At 73.1% G+C, this 22,330-nt stretch carries 15 protein-coding genes; 12 read left to right on the top strand and 3 right to left on the bottom strand.

Going from position 1 to position 22,330, the window contains the following annotated elements; all coding sequences use genetic code 11:
* Positions 1 to 13: 13 nt before the first annotated feature.
* On the bottom strand, positions 14 to 958 hold the full coding sequence (locus tag HHX37_RS18310) for an NAD-dependent epimerase/dehydratase family protein (RefSeq protein WP_182886177.1): 945 nt from the start codon (positions 956 to 958) through the stop codon (positions 14 to 16).
* Positions 955 to 2,112 carry a glycosyltransferase gene (locus tag HHX37_RS18305; RefSeq protein WP_220502948.1) on the bottom strand — a complete coding sequence of 386 codons (1,158 nt, stop codon included), beginning with the start codon at positions 2,110 to 2,112 and terminating at the stop codon, positions 955 to 957. The genes HHX37_RS18310 and HHX37_RS18305 overlap by 4 nt, the downstream gene beginning before the upstream one ends.
* Before the next feature lie 337 nt (positions 2,113 to 2,449).
* On the opposite strand from HHX37_RS18305, the gene HHX37_RS18300 reads away from it, so the two are divergent.
* The 7 genes from HHX37_RS18300 to HHX37_RS18270 all read left to right on the top strand — a co-directional run bounded on the left by HHX37_RS18300 (position 2,450) and on the right by HHX37_RS18270 (position 11,633).
* Entirely contained in the window at positions 2,450 to 4,753 is a 2,304-nt protein-coding gene (locus HHX37_RS18300; protein WP_182886176.1) for a hypothetical protein, read from the top strand.
* Between the two features lie 133 nt (positions 4,754 to 4,886).
* Positions 4,887 to 5,618, top strand: a complete 732-nt coding sequence (locus HHX37_RS18295) for a class I SAM-dependent methyltransferase (RefSeq protein ID WP_182886175.1) — start codon at positions 4,887 to 4,889, stop codon at positions 5,616 to 5,618.
* 37 nt (positions 5,619 to 5,655) lie between these two features.
* Complete coding sequence (locus HHX37_RS18290; protein ID WP_182886174.1) at positions 5,656 to 6,759, top strand: glycosyltransferase; 1,104 nt, start codon at positions 5,656 to 5,658, stop codon at positions 6,757 to 6,759.
* A gap of 6 nt (positions 6,760 to 6,765) precedes the next feature.
* Positions 6,766 to 8,028: a hypothetical protein gene (locus HHX37_RS18285; RefSeq protein ID WP_182886173.1), complete on the top strand. Its 1,263-nt coding sequence runs from the start codon at positions 6,766 to 6,768 to the stop codon at positions 8,026 to 8,028.
* Positions 8,029 to 8,038: 10 nt separating this feature from the next.
* On the top strand, positions 8,039 to 9,181 hold the full coding sequence (locus HHX37_RS18280; protein WP_182886172.1) for a glycosyltransferase: 1,143 nt from the start codon (positions 8,039 to 8,041) through the stop codon (positions 9,179 to 9,181).
* A gap of 5 nt (positions 9,182 to 9,186) precedes the next feature.
* On the top strand, positions 9,187 to 10,509 hold the full coding sequence (locus HHX37_RS18275; RefSeq protein ID WP_182886171.1) for a lipopolysaccharide biosynthesis protein: 1,323 nt from the start codon (positions 9,187 to 9,189) through the stop codon (positions 10,507 to 10,509).
* Positions 10,506 to 11,633 (top strand): glycosyltransferase family 4 protein, encoded by a 1,128-nt coding sequence (locus HHX37_RS18270; protein ID WP_182886170.1) that lies wholly within the window; start codon positions 10,506 to 10,508, stop codon positions 11,631 to 11,633. The genes HHX37_RS18275 and HHX37_RS18270 overlap by 4 nt, the downstream gene beginning before the upstream one ends.
* Positions 11,634 to 11,637: 4 nt before the next feature.
* On the opposite strand, the gene HHX37_RS18265 is transcribed toward HHX37_RS18270, so the two are convergent.
* A complete protein-coding gene (locus tag HHX37_RS18265; RefSeq protein WP_220502947.1) occupies positions 11,638 to 15,051 on the bottom strand; it encodes a DUF4082 domain-containing protein in 3,414 nt (1,137 codons plus the stop codon).
* 1,340 nt (positions 15,052 to 16,391) lie between these two features.
* Here HHX37_RS18265 and HHX37_RS35780 point away from each other — a divergent pair.
* The 5 genes from HHX37_RS35780 to HHX37_RS18240 all read left to right on the top strand — a co-directional run bounded on the left by HHX37_RS35780 (position 16,392) and on the right by HHX37_RS18240 (position 22,325).
* Complete coding sequence (locus HHX37_RS35780; RefSeq protein ID WP_167769269.1) at positions 16,392 to 16,709, top strand: hypothetical protein; 318 nt, start codon at positions 16,392 to 16,394, stop codon at positions 16,707 to 16,709.
* Positions 16,710 to 17,106: 397 nt separating this feature from the next.
* Positions 17,107 to 19,176 carry a DUF4082 domain-containing protein gene (locus HHX37_RS18255; protein ID WP_182886169.1) on the top strand — a complete coding sequence of 690 codons (2,070 nt, stop codon included), beginning with the start codon at positions 17,107 to 17,109 and terminating at the stop codon, positions 19,174 to 19,176.
* A 177-nt stretch (positions 19,177 to 19,353) separates the two neighbouring features.
* A complete protein-coding gene (locus HHX37_RS18250) occupies positions 19,354 to 20,493 on the top strand; it encodes an ice-binding family protein (protein WP_182886168.1) in 1,140 nt (379 codons plus the stop codon).
* A 114-nt stretch (positions 20,494 to 20,607) separates the two neighbouring features.
* On the top strand, positions 20,608 to 21,762 hold the full coding sequence (rffA, locus tag HHX37_RS18245) for a dTDP-4-amino-4,6-dideoxygalactose transaminase (protein WP_182886167.1): 1,155 nt from the start codon (positions 20,608 to 20,610) through the stop codon (positions 21,760 to 21,762).
* Positions 21,756 to 22,325 (top strand): GtrA family protein, encoded by a 570-nt coding sequence (locus HHX37_RS18240; protein ID WP_182886166.1) that lies wholly within the window; start codon positions 21,756 to 21,758, stop codon positions 22,323 to 22,325. Before rffA ends, HHX37_RS18240 begins: the two co-directional genes overlap by 7 nt.
* Positions 22,326 to 22,330: the final 5 nt, after the last annotated feature.

Raw genomic sequence — 22,330 nt, 5'->3', positions numbered from 1 at the left:
CGAAGGTGGTGTGTCAGGCGCTCCCGGCGCCGGACGTCTTCTCGAACCAGGTCACGGTGAGGTGCAGCCCCTCCTCCAGTGGCACCGGCCGGACGCCGGGAAACCGGTCGAGCAGCAGGCGGGCCGACGCCTGCGACTCGCGGATGTCGCCCGCGCGGGGCGGCAGGAACTCCGCCTCGACCGGCCGGCCGAGGACGGCGGCCAGGGCGTCCTTGAGCTGGAGCAGGGACACGCGGGTGCCGAAGGCCAGGTTGACCGGAGTGCCGCCGGTGACCCGGCGGACCGCGGCGTCGGTGAGGACGTCCACCACCGAGCCCACGTAGGTGAAGTCACGCGCCTGGCGCCCGTCGCCGTGGATCGGGACCGGCAGTCCCGCCAGCGCGGCGCCGACGAACGCCGGGATCACCGCGGCGTACGCGTGCCCGGCCGGCTGGAGCGGGCCGTACACGTTGAAGAAGCGGAACGGCAGCACGGGGAGGCCGTAGCTGGCGGCGTACGCCAGCGCGTACGCCTCGGTGGCGAGCTTGCTCGCGCCGTACGGGCTCAGCGGCCGGGCCGGCAGGTCCTCGTGCTTGCACGCCTCGGCGTGGTCGCCGTACACCGAGGAGGACGACGCCAGGATCACGTGCGGCCGGGTGGCCCGGCACGCCTCCAGGACGTGCAGCGTCCCCGTCGCGTTGACGGCGTGCGAGGCGAGCGGGTCCTTCACCGACCGGGGCACCGAGGGCCGCGCGGCCAGGTGGATCACGTGCGTCGCGCCGGGCACGAGGTCGGCCAGCAGGTCCCGGTCGAGGATGCTGCCGGTCACGAGGACGGCCCCGACGTCGGCGAGGTTGGCCGGGTCCCCGCTGCTCAGGTCGTCCAGCACGGTGACGCTCTCGACCTCGGGCCGGGTGGTCAGCGCCCGGCAGAGGTTGGCGCCGATGAAGCCGGCGCCTCCGGTGACCAGGACTCTCATGCGATTCTCCTTGGGAACGACGGGCTGGACGCGGCGTACAGCGAGCGGTAGAGCGCCTCGGTGTCGGCCACCAGGCGCTCCACCGCGAAGGACTCCGTCGTCCAGCGGCGGGCGGCCTCGCCCATGCGGCGGGCGAGCACCGGGTCGGTCAGCAGCCGGAAGGCGTGCTCGGCCAGTTCGCCCGCGTCCGGGGCGGCCAGCAGGCCGGTGACCCCGTGCCTGACGACCTCCTCGACGCTGCCCACGCGGGTGGCGACGACGGGAGTGCCCGCCATGCCGGCCTCGATCAACGTCAGCGGCGTGCCCTCGTTGTCGGAGGTGAGCAGGACGACGTCGGCCGCCGCGTAGACGGTCTCGACGTCCGCCCGCCACCCGAGCAGGTGGAAGGCGCCCGGTGCGGCGCCGGCGGCCCGCTCCACCTCGCCCGTGAGCTCGCCTCCGCCGCAGACGACGAACCGGCAGGCGGGCAGGCGGGCGAGCACGGCCCGCGCGGCCGCGAGGAACCGGTCGGGCCGCTTCACCCCGGTGAGCCTGCCGACGAAGGCGACGACCGGCGCGTCCGGAGGAAGCCCCAGCTCCGCGCGGGCGGCCTCGCGGCCGGGCACCCCGCCCAGCCGCACGCCCGGCGGAATCACGACGTACTGCCCGGGATGGCCGATCCCGGCCGCGAGCAGGTCGTCGCGCACGTTGGCGCCCACCGTCACCAGCCGGTCGGTCATGGCGGCCAGCCGCCGCTCCGCCCCCACGTAGAGGCGGCGTTTCGTGGGCGAGAAGTAGCCGTGCAGCAGGTGGCCGTGGAAGACGTGCACGGTCCGCCCGCCGCCCCACGCCGGACCGACCCGGGCGAGGCGGGCGGCCACCCGGCCGAGCGCGCCCGCCTTGGCCGTGCGGGTGTGCACGATGTGCGGCCGGAAGGCCCGCATCTCGGCGGCCAGCCGCAGCAGCGCGCGGCAGTCGTCGCCGGGCCGGACCGAGCGGCCCAGGCCGGGGACGCGGTGCAACCGTGCCACCGTGTCCCCGAGCCGGTCGCCCTCGGTCTCCTCCACCTGCCCGGTGTAGAGGCGGTGGTCGAACTCCTCGGTGTTCAGCCGTTCGCACAGCCCCAGGATCTGGGTGGCCGGGCCGCCGATGTTCATGCGCGCGATGATTTCCATGACCCGAATTCGGCCGTCCGGTCTCACCACGGGCTCTTCGGTGATGAGCCTGTTCACGTCGGAGAAGCTAACCCGCGATTTGAGCTTTTCGCCGACACCGTCACGGCGGCGGCGAAGCCTTTCCGCATTCCCTACCGAGGCATGATTCAGGCCGATCGGCGCGGGCCGGACGGAAAGGTAAAGCAATGGCGGGAAGCGGAATGCCGGCGATCGCGCGGTCTCCACGGCCTTTTCCGCGTGGCCGGGGCGTGCCCCGCGGACAAAGGAGTGGCAAGGACTCCCCCCGGGGCAGGCGTCGCGTCCCGGGCGGACCGGCGGCGGTCGCGAGGCTTGCCGCATGGCCGAGACAGCTCTCACCACACCGCGACCGGTCGAGGGGCGCGGGCCCCGCCGCCTGGCCGGCCGACCCGCCCCGGCCCTTCTCCCGAGATGGCTGCCGGCGTTGTCGGTCGCCGCGTTCACTGTGGGCGTGACGCTGTTCTACGGCGTCTCCGTCAGGGACCTCACCCTGTTCGCGGTGTACCTCGCCGTCTGCGTGGCGCTGCCGGGGACGCTTCTGGTGCGGGCCCTCTACCGGGGCCGCCGCACGCTGGCCGAGGAGATCGCGCTGGGCGTGGCGCTCGGCTACGCCGTGGAGGTCGTCGTCTACGTCGCCGCCCGGGCCGCCGGGGCGCCGCTGCTCGTCCTGGCGTGGCCGGCCGCCACGTTCGCGGCCGTCGCCGTGGTCCCCCGGCTGCGCGGACGCGAATCGAGGGCGCTCCGCACGCCGGCGCCGATGTGGTGGTCGTGGGCGCTGGCGCTGACCGTCGCGAGCCTGGTCGCCTGGAGCGCCGTGACCTTCTTCCGGCACACGGCGCTGACCTGGCCGGGGATGGCGTCGGTCAACGTCGACCTGCCGTACCACCTGGCGCTCGTCGGGGAGCTGAGGCACCACATGCCGCCCGCGACCCCGATGGTCGCGGGCGAGCCGCTGCTCTACCACTGGTTCGTGTACGCCCACCTCGCGGCGGCGAGCTGGATCACCGGCGTCGAGCCGCTGGTGCTGCTCTTCCGGCTCGGCATGCTGCCCGTGCTGGCCGCGCTCGTCGTCCTGCTGGGGATGGTCGCCAGGCGCGGCGCGGGCTCCCGGGCCGGCGCGCTGGCGGCCGTCGCGGGCACGTTCTTCGTCGTGGCGCCGAGCCTTTACCTCGGGCCGGGCACGGGCGTGTTCACCTGGAGGGCCGAGTCGTGGACGAGCCCGTCCCAGACGTTCGGGGCGCTGCTGTTCGCGCCCGTCGTCCTGCTCGTGGCCGACCTCCTGGAAGGGCGCGGCGGCGCGGGCCGGTGGATCATGCTCGGTGTCCTCCTCGTCGGGGTGATGGGCGCCAAGGCCACCCAGTTGCCGCTGCTCGCCGCCGGGCTGGCGACGGTCGGCGCGGCCGGGGCGGTCAGGCGCCGCCGGGTCTCCCCGGCGCTGCTCGCCGTGGCGGCGATGACCGGGGTGTGCCTGCTCTACGCGCAGTTCGTGCTGTTCGGCGGCGCGCGCAACGGCGTCGTCGTGGATCCCCTCTCGCTGGTGCGCGTCACCTGGGGCCAGCTGACCGGCCGGAGCGGCGCGCGTCCGGGGACCGCCTCGCTGCTCGGGGTCGCCGCCCTGTACGCGGTGTGCTGGGCGCTGATCTGGTTCGGCGTCCTCGGGCTGCTCGCGGGCCGGCCGGGCACGCGGACGCCGCCGGGCACGCTCCTCATGCTCGGCATGGGCGGGTCCGGCCTCGGCGCGGTGCTCCTGCTCGGGCACTGCCAGATGAGCCAGATCTACTTCCTGGCCGGGTCCTATCCCTACCTGACGGTCGTCGCGGCGCGCGGGCTGTCCGCGGCCCGGGCCCGGGCGGGGCTGCCGTACCGCACCGCGGGTGTCGCGGTCGTGGCCGGGGTGCTGATCGAGGTCCTGGTGCGGTGGCTGTGCGGCGTCCGGGTTCCCCTGGAGGCCGGGCGGCCGGAGGCGCTGCTCTACCTGCCGTACGGCGTGCTGGCCCTGGCCGTGGCCCTGGTCGTCGGCGTCCTGACGCTCAGGGGATGGCGCGGCGCGCGCCTGTGGGCCTGCACGGTGTTCCTGGTCGGCGCCCTCGGCCTGCCCGCCGCGTGGGTCACCAGGGCCCTCCCGAGCGGCGGCGCCCCCCCGGGCGGCGCGGGGGAGGCCGCCGCCGAGGCTGCGGAGTCCGGGGAGTCGGCGGGGAGGGTCCCGGAGGGGACGATGGAGACGGCCAGATGGTTGCGGGCCCATTCGAGCCCCGGCGACCTGGTCGCGACCGACGCCCACTGCCGATGGGGCCACGAGAGCCCGTGCGACAGCCGGCATTTCTGGCTGGCGGCGCTGGCCGAACGGCGGGTGCTGGTCGAGGGCTGGACGTACACCTCGGCGAACATGGCGCGCTGGCGCCCCGGCGTGCGGGTGCAGGACATCCCGTTCCGGGACCGGCGGCTGCTGCGGGACAACGACACCGCGGTCCGCGATCCCGCCTCTCCGGAGGCCCGGCTGCTGCGGGACGGGTACGGCGTGCGGTGGCTGGTGTCCGAGCGGCGGCCGGGAGACCCGGGCGCGCCGGCCGGCGCGGCGCCGGTGTACCGCTCCGGCGACTACGCGGTCTACCGGCTTCGGTGAATTTTTCCTCCGCTCCGTTTTCCGAGATATTCCGGTGGCGCTCCCGAGGTGAAATGAACGGCGCTCGTAGCATTCGATTATGGATATTCGCGTCGTCGCCAGGAATGCCGCCCGTCCCGCTTATCTCCCCGTGATGACGCGGAAAATATGGTCGCGGCTGAGCCACGGGCACGACCGGGAGCGGGCCGCCGCCCGCGCCTGGGCGGCCGAACACGCGGAGGACATGAACGCGTGGGGGAACGCCGTCGACCCGGTCCTGTGGCGGGAGGGCAGGGAGTTCGCCGAGTCCCTCGCGGACCGCGTCCGGCCGCGCATGGAGGCGCTCGCCGCCGCGGGGGTGGACCTCGGCGGGGCCGGTGGCGTGGAACTGCTCTACCTGCTGACCAGGGTCGTCCGGCCCGCGCTCGCCCTGGAGACGGGAGTGGCGGCCGGCTGGTCCACCGCGGCGATTCTCGCCGCGATGCGGGCCAACGGGACCGGACGATTGATGTCCAGTGATTTCCCGTTCTTCCGGCTGGCCGACCCGGAGCGTTATATCGGATATGTCGTTCCTAACGACCTGAAAAGCCGGTGGTCCCTGCGGATCAAGGGTGACCGCCGCAATCTCGAGGAGTTCCTGTCTCCGGACACGATGGTCGATCTCGTCCACTACGACTCGGACAAGACCAGGGCCGGGCGGGAGTTCTTCCTCCGGCGGACACGGCCCCATCTGACCGGCAGGCAGGTCATGGTCATGGACGACATCCAGGACGACCTGGTCTTCCGGGAGTACGCGGAGCGGCAGCCGCTCTTCCGCGTCTTCGCCTACGAGGGCAAGTACATCGGCGTCACGGGCTCCGGGCTGCGGGCCGTCGAGCGCCGCTAGCACTCCCGTGGAACGCCTTTCGAGGGGATCGAGCGCGATGCGCGGTGTCCATGTCTGTGAAGTGATCAAGACGCTCGACGTCGGCGGGGCCGAGGTGCTCCTCGTCGAACGCCTGCTGGCCACGCCGCGACCGGCGAACCGCTACACGGTGGTGTGCCTGAGCGCGTCCACCGGCGAGCTGACCGGGCGGCTCCGGTCGGCGGGGATCGAGGTCGTGGACCTCACCGCCTGCCCGCGGCCGCTGCGGCTCGCCCGCCTGCTCCGCGAGGTCAGGCGGCTGCGGCCGGACGTCGTCAACCTGCACTCGCCGCTGCCCGGGGCGCTGCTGCGGCCGGTGTCCCGGCTCTGGACACCCCGGCCGGCCCTGGTCTCGACGGTGCACAACGTGCGCTACCGCCCGCTCACCATGCTGCTGGACCGGCTCACCGGATGGCTGGACAGCCGCACCGTGGCGGTCTCGCCCCAGGTCGCCCGGGCGCGCACCGGCAGGCGCGGACGCGCCCCGGACACCTGCGTCCACGGGGTGCGCGTGGCCGAGCAGCGGCACCGGGTCACGCTGGCCGCCGAGACCCGTCGGGAGTGGGGCGTCCCCGGCGACGCCTTCCTCATCGTGAACGTCGCGAACTTCCGGCCGCAGAAGAACCACGGTCTGCTGGTCGACGCCGCCGCCAGGGTCGTGGCGGCCGATCCGCGCGCCGTGTTCCTGCTCGCCGGTTCCGGCCCGGAACTGGAGCCGACGAGCCGCCGCGTCGCCGCGCTCGGGCTCGGCGCCGCCGTCCGGATCGCCGGCCACGTGCCCGACGCGGGACGGCTGATCGCCGCCGCCGACCTGCTCGTCCTCAGCTCCTCGTACGAGGGGCTGCCGGTCGTCGTCATGGAGGCGCTCGCGGCCGGGGTGCCCGTGGTGTCCACCGCCGTCGGAGGCGTGCCCGACCTCGTCGAGAACGGGCGTAACGGCATCCTCACCCCGCCCGGCAGCGCGGAGGCGCTCGCCGAGGGCATCCTGCGGGCGATGCGGCCCGGCACGCTGGCCCGGCTCCGGGCGGGAGCGAGGGAGAGCGCCGGCCTGGTGGACATCGGGCGGGCCGCGGAGTGGTTCGAGGCGCTGTACGCCGAGGCGTGCGCCGGAAACCCCGGGTGATCCCGGGTGGAGTACATCGTCGTCATCACCGTCGCGGTGCTGCTGGTCGTGATGACGCACACGACTCTGGCCCCGCCGGTGGCGCGGCGCGCGCTGCCCGTGTTGCTCGCCGCCTTCGCGCTACGGCTGGCCGTCCACGTCCTCGTCCTGCGTTCGGGCGGCTTCGGGTACGGCGGTGACAACCTCTCCTACGAGGCCAGGGCGCTCGGCATCGTCGAACTGTGGCGGCACAGCGGGATCCACTACATCACCTCCGAGGAGCTGGGCTCCGTCTACGGGGTGGCGGTGCCGTGTCACGTCTTCGCGCTCGTCATGTACCTGTGCGGGGGACCGGCCACGCTCGCCTGCACCGCCGTGGTGGCGCTGGTCGCCTGCGCCGCGTGCGTGGTCCTCTACCGGTTCGCCCGGGTCGTCGGCGCCGACGACCGGGCGGCGTTCCGGCTGCTGGTCATCACGGCGTTCCTGCCCGGCTTCCTGCTGCACACCTCCGACACCTTCAAGGACGGATTCAACGCGTTCCTCGTGGTGGCCTGCCTGGGTCTCGGCGCGTCGAACATGCAACGCTTCGACCCGCGCAAGGTGATCGCCCTGGCTCCGCTGCTGTGGGCGCTGTGGAACGTGCGGCCGTACATGGTGTTCATGTGCGCCCTGCCGCTGCTGGTCGGCGTCGCCCGGATCAGGCGCGCGCTGTCCGGCCGCGGCCTGGTCGCCTTCGCCGCGCTGCTGATCCCGGTCCTCCTGCTCCTGCAGGGCGTCGACCAGGGCGCCGACGGGGGCGCCGACCAGAGCGGGCCGTTCGGCGCGGTGCAGGAGCAGCTCGACCGCGGGCAGTCGGAGCACACCCGGCTCGCGAACGCGGAGGGCGGCTCGGGCGTCGTCTTCGACGACGAGGGCAGCGCCTGGAACGCCCTCGGACCGAAGCTCGTCTACACGCTGCTGTCCCCCTTCCCGTGGATGAGCGGGAGTCTGGCGCTCCAGCTCGGGAAGATAGACACGCTCCTGTGGTACTGGCTGCTGGGCTGCGCCGTGCTCGGGGCGCGCCGGCTCTGGCGGCACGACCGGCGGATGCTCCTGATCATCCTGCTGTTCGTCGTCCCCGGCTCCCTCGCGTACGCCACGACCATGTCGAACATCGGTCTCATCTTCCGGCAGCGCATGCCGATCGTGATGATCGCGAGCCTGCCGGCCGCGGTCGCGTGGACCAGGACGCCGCGGGGCGGCGGGTCCGCCGGCCTCCGGCCCTCCGACTCACTCGTACACAGAACCTGAGGTCCCTCGTATGGCAATCGCGGACGACGGCACGGACGCGTGCAAGGTGCGGCGGGTCGTGCTCCTCATCGGGCATTTGGGACTCGGGGGCGCGCAGCGGCAACTGTGCCTGCTCGCCGAACGGCTCCGTGACCGCGGCGTCGAGGTCCACGTGTTCGTCCTGTCCAGAGGCGGGCCGCACGAGGACGATCTGCGCGCGGCCGGGATCCCGGTGCGCCGGCTCGGCTTCTCCCGGGGCGCCGGGTCGCCGGCGGGCAACCTCCTGGCGTTCGCCCGCCTGGTGCGGACGCTGCGCCGGCTGCGGCCGGAGATCGTGCACGGCTTCCTCTACGAGAGCTACCTGCTGGGCACGCCCGCCGCGCGGCTGGCCCGGGTCCCGGTGGTCGTCACCGCCCGGCGCACGCAGGGGTACCTGAGGCCGAAGGCGCCCTGGACGGCCGCGTTCGAGCACCTGGTGAACCTGATGACCGACCACGTCGTGGCCAACTCCACGGCCATCGCGCAGGGCACGCGCGAGGTCGAGGGCGTGCCCGCCGGCAAGGTGAGCGTGATCTACAACGGGCTCGCGCCGTCGGCCTTCGACCGGGCCGGGCCCGAGCCGGTCGGCGGCGCGCTGCCGGTGGTCGCGTGCGTGGCCCGGCTGAGCGGGAACAAGGGGCAGCGGTTCCTCGTCGAGGCGGCGGCGCTGCTCGCCCGGCGGGGCCGGCCCTGCACGTTCGTGCTCGTCGGGGACGGCCCCGAGCGTGGCGGGCTGGAGCGGCAGGCCGAGGAGGCCGGGGTCGACGTGCGGTTCCTCGGCTTCCGTCAGGACAACGCGGGACTGCTGGCCCGCGCCGACGTGGTGGCGCTCCCGTCGACGGAGGAGGGCCTGAGCAACGCGGTCATGGAGGCGATGGCGGCGGGCCGCCCGGTCGTCGCCACGGCCGTGGGCGGCACCCCGGAGCTGCTTGAGGACCGCGGCGTCCTGGTGCCGCCCGCGGCTCCGGAGGCGCTGGCCGACGGCATCGCCCGGCTGCTCGACGACCCCGCGCTCGCCGCGTCGCTGGGCGCGGCCGCGCGGGCGTGGGCGTGGAAGAACCTCGACATGGAGGCCGTCACCGAGGAGCACCTCGGCCTGTACCGGCGGCTGCTCGCGGCTCGCCGGGGGAGGTAGGCCCGATGAGGACGGGCGTCAGGACCCTCCTGCAGACCATGGCCAGCCAGGCGGTTCCGCTGGTCCTGGCCGCGGTGGCGGGCGTGTTCCTCGCCCGCTGCCTGCAGCCGGAGGGGCGCGGGGTCTACGCGACGATCACCACCACGGCCGGGATCGCGACCGTGGCGGGCCACCTGTCGGTCGGGAGGTCGCAGATCGCGCTGTGGCCGGTCCTGGAGCGTCACCGGTCCCTGGCCGGCAACGCCGCCGTTCTCGGGCTGGTCCTCGGCGCCGCGTCCGCCCTGCTGACGCTGGGTGCGGTGCACGCCCTGGCCCTGACCGCCGCCACCCACCTGGTGGTCGTGGCGCTGCTCGCCGTTCCGTTCGGCGTCGCGGCGGTCAACCTCAGGGGGATCGCGCTGCTGGAATCGCGGGTCGGGCTGGCCAACCGGGCGGTCGTGCTGTCCGCCGTGGCGCTGTACGTCCCGATCCTGCTGCTCGCGGTGGCCGGCCGGCTCACGCTCACCTCGGTGGTCGCCTGCTGGGCCGTCTCCACGATCCTGCCGTTCGTGGTGTTCGCCCGCCCGCTCGGGCTGCCGGTACGCGGGGAGGCGGTCCTCGCCCGCAGGCAACTGGCGCTGTCGGGCCGGTATCACCTGGGGACGGTGGCGTTCCATCTGCTGCTGACCGTGGACGTCCTGCTGCTGAGCGCGTGGGCGGCGCCGGCCGAGGCGGGCCTCTACACGGTGGCGACGTCGTTCCTGTCGCTGTCCAGGGTGCCCACCGACGCGCTGGCGCAGATCGTGCTGTCCCGCCAGGCGGTGCGGGACGAGTCCGGGGCCCGGGCGGTCACGGCGCACGCCGTCCGGCTCAACCTGATGCTCTCGTCGGCCGCCGTCGGCGTGCTCGCGTGCGCCGCTCCGCTGCTGATCCCGGGACTGTACGGCGCGGCCTTCACGGGCAGCGTGCTCCCGCTGCTCGCGCTCGCGCCGGGGACCGTCGCGTGGTCCCTGCTGCGGCCGGTCGAGCAGTACCTGGTGCGGCTGGGCCGCCCGATGGCGATGACCGCGGTCGCCGCCGGAGCCCTCGCCTCGAACGTCGCGCTGAACGCCGTGACCATCCCGTTGTGGGGACCGGCCGGGGCGGCGCTGGCCTCCACCGTGAGCTACGGCGCCATGGCCGTGGTGGAACTCGGATGGTTCGCCCGGGTGGCCGGGCTGGGCGCCCGTGATCTGCTGCCCGGCGCCCGCGACGTCCGATGGGCGGCCGCCGCCGCGCTGCGGCGGCGGCGCGGCGCTCCGCACGCCTCGCGCGGGGCGGAGAGATCGATCTCGGGGAGGATGACGTGAGAATTCTGCACATCGGATACCGGCTGCCCCCGGACCCCGGAGGCAAGGAGCGCTACATCGCGCGTCTCGCGCGCGAGCAGGTGCTGCGCGGGCACGAGGTGCTGGTCGCGCGGCGGCGCGGCGACGTCCCGCCGGGGGTGGAGGCCGTGACGCTCACGCCGACCCGCCTCGGCCGCCTCGCCGCCCGCAGGTCCGGCACGGTCGCCTTCGCCCTGGAGTGCGCGGCGGCGCTCCCCGGCCTGGGGCCGGTGGACGTCGTCAACCTGCACGGCGACCACCGCGAGGCGCTCTTCCTCGGCCCCGCCGCCCGGCGGCTGCGGGTCCCGCTGCTGATCACCGTCCACGGCGCGCTCGCGATGGGGCAGCGCCCGGTGATGCCGTGGGCCTTCCGCCACGCCGCCGGGTTCGTCGCCATCGGCGCCCGGCCGGCGGCCGACCTGCGCGCGGCCGGTGTCCCGGCCGAGGCGATCCGCACGATGTCGAGCGGTCTGGACCTGCCCCGCCTGGACGCGATCAGGGCGCGGGCGGTCGTGGAACCCGGCCTGATCGTCAGCGTGGGCAGCCTCGTGCCGGTGAAGAACCACGCCCTGACGATCGAGGCCTTCCATCGGCTGCGGGCCGTACGCCCGGGGGTGCGCCTCGTCATCGCGGGGGAGGGGCCCGAGCGCGCCCGGCTCGGCCGGCTCGCCGGGGCGGGCGTGGAGTTCGCCGGGCAGCTGTCCGGAGACGACGTCCACGCGCTGGTGAGCCGGGCGGAGGTCTTCGTGCTCGCCTCCCGCAGGCTCGCGTCCATCGGTGAGGGGATCCCGACGGCCGCCCTGGAGGCTCTCGCCCTGGGCACGGCGGTCGTCGTGTCCTCCGACGCCACCCTCGGACCGGTGATAGCGGACCGGGACGCCTACCGGGTGTTCCGCAGCGGGTCGGCCGAGGACCTGGTGGCGCACCTGCGGTGGGCGCTCGGCGCCGGCGCCGCCCGCGCCCGGATGGCGGAGCGCGGGCGGCGGGCGGTCTCGGGTCTCGACTGGCCGCGCACGGCCGCCGTCATCGAGGACTGGTACGAGGCGGCCCGCGCCGGTGAACCGGCGTGCGGCTCCCGGTCCAGCCCCGCGACCGCGCGCGGCTGACCGCTCACGGCCGGGAGCCCGGCCGACCGCCGCCCGGATGCCGCGCGTGCCGGCCGCCCGGGCGGAACCCCGCGGACCGCGGGGGCCGGGCCAGGTAGGGGAACCTCTCCAGCATCGGCGCCCGCGCGGCGGCGCGCTGCGTCCGGCCGGTCCCTCGCACGAGCGGGGCCGGCGCGTACGGCGCCGCGGGCCGCCGCCCCGGAAGCGAGCGCGGCACCGGGTTCCCGTACGCCCGGTCGGCCCCGAAGCGCAGGGCCCGGCGCGCGGCGGCCTGCGTCTGGACCGGGTCGAACAGTACGTCCACCCAGTAGTTGGAGGCGCGGTAGGTGGCGGTCGGGAACGTGTTCGTCCCGGCGTAGGTGTAGACGCCGTTGCCCCCGGACGCGGCGTCGGCCAGAGCGGTGAGCGGGCCCCGGCTGTACTGCGTGGTGAAGTAGAACCGGTCCAGCGCGTAGAACCCGGTCGGCGTGAAGTACGACGCGATGTACGTCGTGCCCGGGGTGATGTTCACGGGTGTGGAGAAGAGCGCCTGCTGCCACCCGGACGGCGTCTCGTTGGTGAACGTCACGTTCGCCAGCAACTGCCCGTCGACGGTCCACAGGCTGCCGACGTGGACACCCGTGTTCTGGGTGCTCTTGTAGAACCGGATCCCCCGGATGGCGCCCGAGACGGAGGACTGGAACTTGACGCCGAGCGTGACCGCCTTGGTGTCGGGCTGGGCGACGACGTCCGGCGTCGCCGACTCGTCCCACAGCGTGGTCGCCTGCGAGTAGACCACGTCGACCCAGGCGTTGCTGGCCCGGTAGGTGCTGGTCGGGAACGTGCTCGTCTTGCTGTAGGTGTAGAGCCCGTTGCCGCCGTCCGCGCCGTCCGCCAGCCCGGTGATGAGGCCGTTGGAGTACTGCGTGACGAAGTAGTCCCGGTTGACCGAGTAGAACCCGGTGTTGGTGTGGTAGGAGGCGACGTAGCTGACGCCGTTGTTCACCGGCACGGGCGTCGAGAAGTTCACCTGCTGCCAGCCCGTCGACGTCTCGCTGGTGAAGGTCGCCTGCGCCAGCAGCTGGCCGGTGTTGGTCCACAGGCTGCCGACGTGCGTGCCGGTGTTCAGCGGGCCCTTGTAGAACCTGATCCCGGAGATGTAGCCGGGGCTCCGCACCCGGAACCGGACGCCGACCTCGACGGCCTTGTTGTCGTCCTTGGTGACGTTGGCGGGCACGGTGTCGGGAGACCAGATGGAGCAGGGGCAGCCCGCGTTGACGGTCACCGATCTGCCGGCCGGGGTCCGCTGGACGTTGCCGATGTCGTCGACGGCCCGGGACATGATCGTGACCGGCCCCTGGCCGCTCGTCGTCGTCCAGGCGAACTGCCAGGCGGTCCGGCCGGTCGCCCGGTGCCACGTGGTGCCGCCGTCGACCGACACCTCGATCCCCGCCACGACGCCGCCCCCGGTGTCGGCGGCGGTTCCGGCGACCGTCACGGTGGTGCCGCCGGGCACCGAGGCGCCGCTCGACGGGGTGGTGATCGTCGAGGTCGGGGGAGCGGTGTCGGTCGACGGCGTGGCCGGGACCAGGCCCGCCTGCAGGGTGGCCGGCTGCGTCCGCATGTCGGCGAGCAGGTTGACCGTCGCCTGCTGCATCCGGATGTCGGTCGGCGTGCCCGGCCGGTCGTGAACCGCGTCCAGCCCCCACGACCACTGGATGGTCCCCGCGCCGAAGACGTACGCGCCGCTCGGGTCGCGGTAGAGGACGAGGCTGTGCGTGCCGATCCCGGCGCCGTACGTCGCGCCGAAGTCGAGCAGGAACTTGGTGGTGGTGGCCACGGTGGTCTTGGAGAACAGCACCAGCCCCGCCGGAGTGAAAGGGTTGTCCGGCGCCTCGTCCCATTCGTAGCCGAGCGTCCCGTTGGGGAAGGTGGCGACCTGCCCGGGCTGCAGGTTCGCGACCGAGGTGTTGCGCCACAGGCGCATCGGGGCGTACTCCGCCGGAACGGTGATCGCGTTGTTGACGTTGCCGTTGATCATGAAGAGCGTCCCGGTCATGGCGTTCTCCGGATAGCCGCCGTTGGGCGGCTGGGCGAAACGCGGGTCCCGCCAGCTTCCGGTCCAGGTGGGACTCGGATCGATCTTCATGTTGGCGACGGTCTCCTTGTAGCAGACCATCGTCCGGTTCGGGGTCGCCGAGGGGTCGATGCTGCTCTCCCACCTCGTCTTCCAGAACATCTCGTTGCCGGTGAAGAAGGCGATGTTGACGCCCTTGTTCTTGGCGTTGATGACATTGTCGCGCGACTCCTGCGACCAGTACTCGTCGTGGCCGGAGGAGAAGAACACCTTGTGGTTGAGAAGTTGCGCGCCGCTGGTCACCGTGTCGACGCTGCTGCTGTAGCTCACGTCGTAGCTGTTGGACTCCAGCCACCTGATCATCGGGTATTCGGCGTTGAAGAAATAGGTCTCCGGCCATCCGGCGCGGGTGATGACCGGGCGGTTGTAGCTGACCTTGAAGGCGCGGCCCACGGGCAGGCCCTTGTACAGGCTGTTGCCTCCGTACGTGTTGTACGCCTGCCAGGTCGCGTCGGAGGTCTGCACGAGGATGTCGGAGTTACGTGCGTCGTTCCTGACGACGAAGATGTTCTGGCTGACGCCGCTGGTGCCGTCCGTACGGACGAAGTTCGCGAGGTAGACGCCGGAGACGACGTCGGCCGGCACCGCCCAGGAGGCCGAGAGGCTCCAGTTGCCGCAGTCGACCAGTCCCGTCGTCGTGTCGTTGAGGCAGGCCGGCTGCGACTGCGGCAGCGGCACCGAGGGGTTGACGGTCGCGATCTTCCGCGCGCCCAGGCCGCTGTAGTAGCCGACCCGGTAGATGTCGATCCGGTAGGAGGTGATCGAGGGGGCGTTCACCTTGAACTGCTGGGTCTGCCCCGCGTTGACGCTCATCTGGGTGGCGAAACCGGTGATCGTCGGGCTGCCCGCACCGGGCACGTCCCACTCGGAGGGCGGACTGCCCGGCAGGCTGTTCTCGATGCAGATGATCGACGTCGGCGGGCAGGTCTGACGGGACGCCCGGCGGTGGCCGAGCCGCAGGTGCCGCCAGCCGCCGAGGCGGGCGGCCCGCGCGTCCGCCGTGGGAATCGCCTCGGCCGCGTCGGCGGACTGCACGGTCCCGGGCGGATCGGGCGCCACGGGTCCGGCGGGACCGCCGGGCGTGCCGGGCGGGGTGGGGGTCGCCGGGGCGTGACCGTCCCCGGCGGCACCTGTGGAAACGCCTGTGGAACCACCGGGGGAAACCTTGGCGTCGGGGGTGGGCGTGCCCTGCGGCGAGCCGGAGGGGCTCGTGCTTACGATCCTCACGTCACCTTGGTCCAGGTCTTCGGCGGGCACCGGAGCCCAGGCGGTGGCGAGCAGAACGGCCGCGGCCGTCAGCATGGTGCCGAAGATACGCGCGGTGCGGGGAAATCCTGTTTTCCGGGCAGCGCCGATTGTTTTCCATTCGCCTGGCATGTACAACCTCTGGTTCGCGCGGCGGAACGCCTTAAGCCGAGGACGGCTAGCGAAGGCTAGCGGGGACCGAATATCGCCCGGCGGCATGCGCGGAAGCGGCGAGTTCCCGGCAGGGCGGACACCGTTTCGCATTTCGCGCGCCCGGTGGGCGCCGCCGGCGCGGGCCCGGGTAAAGCGCCGTGGAAGAGCGGGACAGGGAACGGGTGTGGAATCGGCACGCCTCCCGCCGCACGGCCGCCGGAACACCCGTGCCGCGGTTTACCCGGGGAAAAGATTTGGCCGGGATTTCGCGGCGGCCCGGGAGCGGGCGTCAGAAGCTGGATTTCTCGCTGGAAGGACGGGTTCGCGTGAATCGGGAAAGTGGAGCGGCGTCGCGGTCGCCCATGGGGGCGGGCGCACTGCGGCGTGCCGTCGCCGGTGTGGGAGTCGCTGTCGGAGCCACCGTGAGAGGCACTGTGGGAGCCACCGTGGTCGCCACGGTGGTCTCCGGCGTGGTCGCCGGCGGAGGTGTGGCGCCGGTCGCCCCGGCCGCTCTGGCCGCCCCGGCCGGCGCGGGAGTCGCGCGCTTCGCGGCGGGCGGGACCGCGTCCGCGAGCCACGGCCCGCGAGGGCCGAAGACGGACACGGAATGCGCCCCCGGGCGTCCGCACGGCCCGGCGGATCGCGGCGTGAAGAAGGCGAGGAAGCGGCCGTGCACGCCGCGCGGCGCACGCGCGACGAACGGTGCAGGCGCGCGGGGAGGAGCCGGCGCCGGGACCGCCGCGCCGCCCTGGTCCTGGGACGACGCGGCCGGAGGAGACGGCCCCGCGGCCGCTTCGCGGCCCGCGGCTTCGGGTGGGGCCGCCGCGCCGGTCCGGCCGGCCGGACCCGCGGGAGTCGTGCCCCTGTGGGACGACGACGGCGGGTCCCGCGAGTCGGGCCGCGCCATCTGGCCGTTGCCGTCCGCGCCGCCCGGGCTGTCCGGTCCGTTTGTCCCGTTCGCCCCGTCCGGCTCGTCCGGGGAGCGAGGCGTGGCCGCACCCGCGGGGGAGACCGGCGAGCGAGGGCCGCAGGGGCCACCCGGACCTGAAGGCCCCCGGGGGCCCGAAGGACCAGAAGGTCCCGAAGGACCGGAAGGAACCGCAGGGCCCGCGGGACCAGAGGGACCGGAGGGGAAGGCCGGCCCCGAGGGACCGCCCGGGCCCGCCGGAGCGCGGGGACCGGCCGGACCGGAGGGGGAGGCGGGTCCGCAGGGGCCGCCCGGGCCCGCCGGCCCCACGACGAGCGTGGACTCGAGCTCGTTCGTCGGCAATCCCGGATCGCTCCTGACGTTCCTCGGCCGGGTGCCCGGTGACGGCCGGACGCTGGTCCGGGATCCCCGCACGAACACCTGGTACGACCTGTCCCACGTCGCGGGCTACCCCGCCGGCGTGCTGGCCGCCTCGGTCGACGCCGAACTCGCGGGCACGGGCAACGACCTGTACGTGACCGTGGCCACCGCCGATCAGGTGGCGCAGACCCGGTGCACGGTCTTCCCGGCCCCGGGCACCGGCGGCGTCCCCGCCTGGCCGGGCAACTGCCGTCCGTTCACCGTCCTGTCCTGACCGTCCGGGGCCGGGCGGCGTTCCCGCCCGGCCCACCGCCCGGCTCTACCGCACAGCCGGCAGCAGGGTGGCCGGAAACATCCGGCGCAAAAGAGTCCGATCGCGTATCGGGAAATGCGATGAAAGCGGAGCCGGGCGTAGCAAAAGGAGTGGACCGTATGGAAACTCCGAAGGCCCGGGAGTACCATCCAACCCGAGCGGGCATTTCGTAGATCTTTTTCATCCGCATATAGATCCTGTTTATCGGCGCGGCAATCATCCATTCCGTGGCGACCTTCCTCGCGTCATCGTTTGCGCGTCGCATCTCTCGGCTCCGTGAGCCGGTTCGTATAGAAAGTCCCACTGCGACGCGCAGGGTCATGTGGCATTCGCCCGATTATGCGAGAAAGGTCAGGAAATGAATGCAAACGCGATGAAACGCGGGCGGGAGCCCGCCGTACGGAGGACGGGTCGCGGACGCCGTCCCGGCGCGGGCGGAACCGTACGGCGCCGCCTCTCGGCCGTCCTCACGGCACTGTTCGCCATGCTCGCACCGGGGGTCGCGATCCCCGGCGGTGCGAGCGCCGACCCGTCCCTGACGCTCGGCGACGCGGACACGTACGCGGTGCTGGCGGGGACGTCGGTGACGAACACCAACCTCACCTCGATCACCGGGGATCTCGGGGTGAGCCCGGGGACCACGGTGACCGGCTTCCCGCCGGGCACCGTGAGCGGCTCCATCCGGACCGGCGCCGCCGCCGCCGGCGCGAAGGCCGACGTGACCGGCGCGTACAACGCGATCACGGGCATGTCCTCGAACGCCACGATCTCACCCGCCCTCGGCGGAACGACCCGGACCCCGGGTGTCTACGACTCCAACAGCGGCCCCTTCACCATCAACGGCACGCTCACGCTCGACGCGCAGGCCGACCCCGACGCCGTCTTCGTCTTCCGGGGCACCACCCTCACCGCCGGCGGCGTGAGCAACATCGCCCTGGTGAACGGCGCCCAGGAGGACAACGTGTACTGGCAGCTCACGGGCACCGCGTCGCTGGGCACGTTCTGCACCTTCCGCGGGAACGTGCTCGCCTCCGGCGCGGTGTCGGTGAGCTCGGGCGCCGCGGTGTACGGACGGCTCTTCTCGCTGAACAACACGATCGGCCTGCAGGGCACCACGAGCCCTCCGGCCACCCGCGTGACGGTGCCGAACAACCCGCCCACGACCACGAGCCTGACCTCCTCGCTCAACCCGTCGAACACCGGGAACGCGGTGACCTTCACGGCCAACGTCCAGGCGCAGTCGGGGTCGATCGTCCCCGCGGGCTACGTGGCGTTCAAGGACGGGACGACGGTCATCGGCACGGACTACCACGACGACGGGCATCCCGCCAGGCTCACCACGTCGAGCCTCACCGCCGGGCAGCACCGCATCACGGCCGTCTACCTCGGCGGCGACACCTTCGACGGCGAGCAGGTCATCCACTTCGCCCCGAGCACCTCGCCCGAACTGGTGCAGAGCGTGTCGAGCGTCAGCCTGTGGAGCGACAGCACGACTCCCGACCAGGCGTCACGGAACGACCCGCAGGCCGTGGTGGTCGGCGTGAAGTTCCAGTCGGCGGTGGACGGCGTCGTCACCGGCATCCGGTTCTACAAGGGCCCGCAGAACACCGGCACCCACACCGGCAGCTTATGGACGGCCGACGGCCAGAAGCTCGCCACCGTCACCTTCACGAACGAGACCGCGACCGGATGGCAGCGGATGGACTTCGCCAGCCCCGTCGCGATCGACTCCGGCACCACGTACATCGCCTCGTACCACACCACGTCCGGTTTCTACGCGCTGGACCGGCCCTACTTCGCCTCGGCGTACACCAACGGCCCGCTCACCGCGCCCTCCGACAGCGCGTCGGGCGGTGACGGGGTCTACACCTACAGCGCCACCGACACCTTCCCGACCAGCAGCTACCGGGCGTCGAACTACTGGGTCGACGTCATGTTCACCCCCTCGCAGACGCTCTGGGACAACACCGCGACCCCCGCGGTCGCCAACCAGCCCGACGACCAGGACGCGGTGCTCGGCGTGAAGTTCACCTCCGCGACCGGCGGCCTGGTCACCGGCGTCCGCTTCTACAAGGGCCCGCAGAACACCGGGACCCACATCGGCAGCCTGTGGACCTCCGGCGGCACACAGCTGGCGACCGCGACCTTCACGAACGAGACCGCCTCCGGATGGCAGCAGGTCGACTTCCCCGACCCCGTTCCCATCACCGCGGGCACCACCTATGTCGCCTCGTACCACACCTCGCGGCGCTACTCGGTGACCAGGCCGTACTTCACCTCGCCGCGCGTCAACGGGCCGCTGACCGCGCCCTCCGACGGCGCGTCGGGCGGTAACGGGGTGTATGCCTACAGTCCGACCGACACCTTCCCGTCCAGCACCTTCCGCGCGTCGAACTACTGGGTCGACGTCGTGTTCCAGCAGAGCTGAACGAACGGCCGGCACCGGGCAAAGAACGGGCAACGAAACGCCCCGGCCCGGTGTCCGGCCGTGTCCCTGCCGGTCCCTTACCCGATGCTTACGCGCGGGCAGGCCACCGCGCCGATCGTCCCGTCCGGGACGGCCACGCGGCAGGGCCGGATCCCCGAGAGAAGGAGGAGTCCTCTCATGGCGGCAGTCGCCGGTCACCGCCGGTTTCTCCCACGCGGCGCCACCACGGTGTGGTTGTACGCGGCCCTCGCCGGGGCCCTCGTCGCGGCCCTGATAGCGGGCGTCCTCGTCGTGACGGACGGCCGCGCGAGCGCGGACCAGCCCCCGGTGGACCTCGGCGCCGCCGAGCACACCGCGGTGCTCGCGGCGGGCACGGTCATCAGCGCGAACGCGACCCTGATAACCGGGGACGTCGACGTCAGCCCCGGCACCGCCGTCACCGGTTTCCCGCCGGGCGTGATCGAGGGGGACGTCCACGCCGGTGACGCCGAGGCGGCGCAGGTGATGGCCGACGCGACCGCCGCGTACGACGACATCTCGGCTCGGGGCCCCGCCGTCACCGTGCCAGCCGAGCTCGGCGGCACCCGCAGGACCCCCGGCGTCTACGACTCGGCGGACGGGACGTTCCGCATCGACGGCACGCTCGTAATCGACGCCGGAGGAAACCCGGACGCGGTCTTCGTCTTCCGCGCGGCCACGCTGACCACGGCCAGGGTCAGCAACATCGTGCTGACGGGCGGAGCGCAGGCGGACAACGTCTTCTGGCAGGCCACCGAGGGCGCCGTCCTCGGGACGTACTCCACCTTCCGCGGCACCGTCCTGGCCCGCGGCTCGATCAAGGTCACGGAGGGCGCCGTGATCGACGGCCGGACCCTCCTCCTCGACAACACGGTCACGATCGAGGGCACCACCGAGGCGGACAACGGGGTCGACCGCGCGAACGAGCTCGACGCGATCGTCCCGCCGCCGACCCGCGTCACGCTGCCGTTCGACCCCGCCACCACGACCCAGCTGACCTCCTCGCCCAACCCTTCCCAGGCGAAGTTCCCGGTCACGTTCACCGCGCGGGTCCGCCCCCGTAGCGGCACGCTGGCGCCCGCCGGGAGGGTGCTCTTCAAGGACGACGGCGTCGTCATCGGCTCGGGCATGCAGACCGGCGCCGACACGCCCGCCACGTTCACCACCTCGGCGCTGTCGGTGGGGGAGCACCACATCACCGCCGTCTACCTCGGCGGCCTCACGGCGCAGGCCGAGGCGTGGGTGCGCTTCGCGCCCAGCACCTCCAACGAGGTTGTGCAGGTCGTCAACGCGCGGTAGAACGGCTGACCCCCGGCCAGGCCCCGCCCCGCCGCCGTAAGGGTTGCGCCATCATTCGCCAACCACGCGCGGCGGCGGCGGTGGGGGGACGCGGGGCCGTTGTTCACTACGGCGGTGAGCACAACCAGCCCGAAGGCCGTCCCCTTCAACCGGACCCACGTGGCGGACAACGAGCTCGCCTACCTCTCGGAGGCGGTGCGCCAGGGGTTCACCTGCGGGGACGGGCCGTTCACCGAGCGGGCCGGCCGGCTTCTGTGCGAACTGACCGGCGCCGGCCGGGCCCTGCTGACGACCTCCTGTACGCACGCCCTGGAGATGTCGGCGATGCTGCTGGACCTGCGGCCCGGCGACGAGGTCCTCATGCCGTCCTTCACGTTCGTGTCGACCGCCAACGCCTACGCCCTGCGCGGGGCGGTGCCGGTGTTCGTGGACTGCAGGCCGGACACCCTGAACATCGACGAACGCCTGATCGAGGCCGCGATCACCGAGCGGACCAGGGCCGTGGTGGTCGTCCACTACGCCGGGGTGGGCTGCGAGATGGACGCGATCGGCGCGGTGACGCGACGCCACGGCCTGGCCCTGATCGAGGACAACGCGCACGGGCTGGGCGGACTCTACCGGGGCCGGCCCCTCGGGTCGTTCGGGCTCATGGCGACGCAGAGCTTCCACGCGACGAAGAACGTGCAGTGCGGGGAGGGAGGCGCCCTGCTCGTCAACGACGCCGCCCTCGCCGCGCGCGCGGAGATCATCCGCGAGAAGGGCACCGACCGCAGCCGGTTCTTCCGGGGACAGGTCGACAAGTACCAGTGGGTCGACATCGGGTCGAGCTATCTGCCCTCGGACGTCCTCGCCGCCATGCTGACCGCCCAGCTGGAGTCGTTCGACGCGATCCAGCGGCTGCGCCAGGCGGTGTGGCACCACTATCACGAGGGACTGGCGGAGTGGGCGGCCGAGAACGGGGTGGCGCAGCCGGCGGTCCCCGGCGACCGCGCGCATCCGGCGCACCTCTACCACCTGCTCCTGCCCGACCTGCGAAATCGGCAGGCGTTCATCGCCCACCTCGCGGCGCACGGCGTGCAGGCGGCGTTCCACTACCAGCCGCTGCACAGCTCCCCGGCCGGTCCGCGGCACGGCAGGGCGGCCCCCGGCGGCTGCCCGGTCACCGAGAACGTCGCGGACCGGCTCGTACGGCTGCCGCTGTTCGCGGGTCTCGGCGCGGCCGGCGCGGCTCGTGTCGTCGACGCGGTGCGCCGCTACGAGGCGTGCTGACGGTGCGCCGGAACACGGCCGGGTTCGCGCCGGGATCAGCTCCGGGGTCTGCTCCGGAAACGGCCCGGAGCCCGGGTCCGGGCCACGCTCCCCGGCCGGCCGCGTCCTCCAGTGGCGGGCCCGCGAGGCGCGGTCACCTCGCGCGGCGGGTCCTGTCCGCGGCGCTCGACCGGCGGCGCCTGCTCTACCTGGGCAGCGGCGCGCTGTCGGCCGTGGTGTACTACGCGATCCTCGGCGCTCAACTGGCCGCGCTCGGGCACCGGGTCCCGTACCTCCTCCTGCTCGTGACCAGTCAGTTCGTCGCCTCGGTCGTCGTCTACCCGTGGTATCGGCTGATGGTCTTCCGCGTGTCCGGATCGTCCTGGGTGCTGGGCCACCTGCGGTTCTACGCCGTCGGGCTGGGCTTCCTGGCGGCGTCGGTCACCGGCGTTCCACTCCTGGTGGAGCTCGCCGGGATTCCGATCATGGTGGCGCAGGCGCTGGTCATCGTCGTGAACGTGCCGCTGGGCTATCTGGCGCACAGACTCTGGACGTTTCGTCCCGGCGTAAGAACCGATCACTAGAAAGG

The organism is Microbispora sp. H10885 (assembly GCF_014161415.1).
In the GTDB taxonomy this organism is placed as follows: Bacteria; Actinomycetota; Actinomycetes; order Streptosporangiales; family Streptosporangiaceae; genus Microbispora; species Microbispora triticiradicis.
The sequence above is the reverse complement of the archived record's forward strand: the minus strand, read 5'-3'. Positions and strand labels throughout refer to the sequence as shown.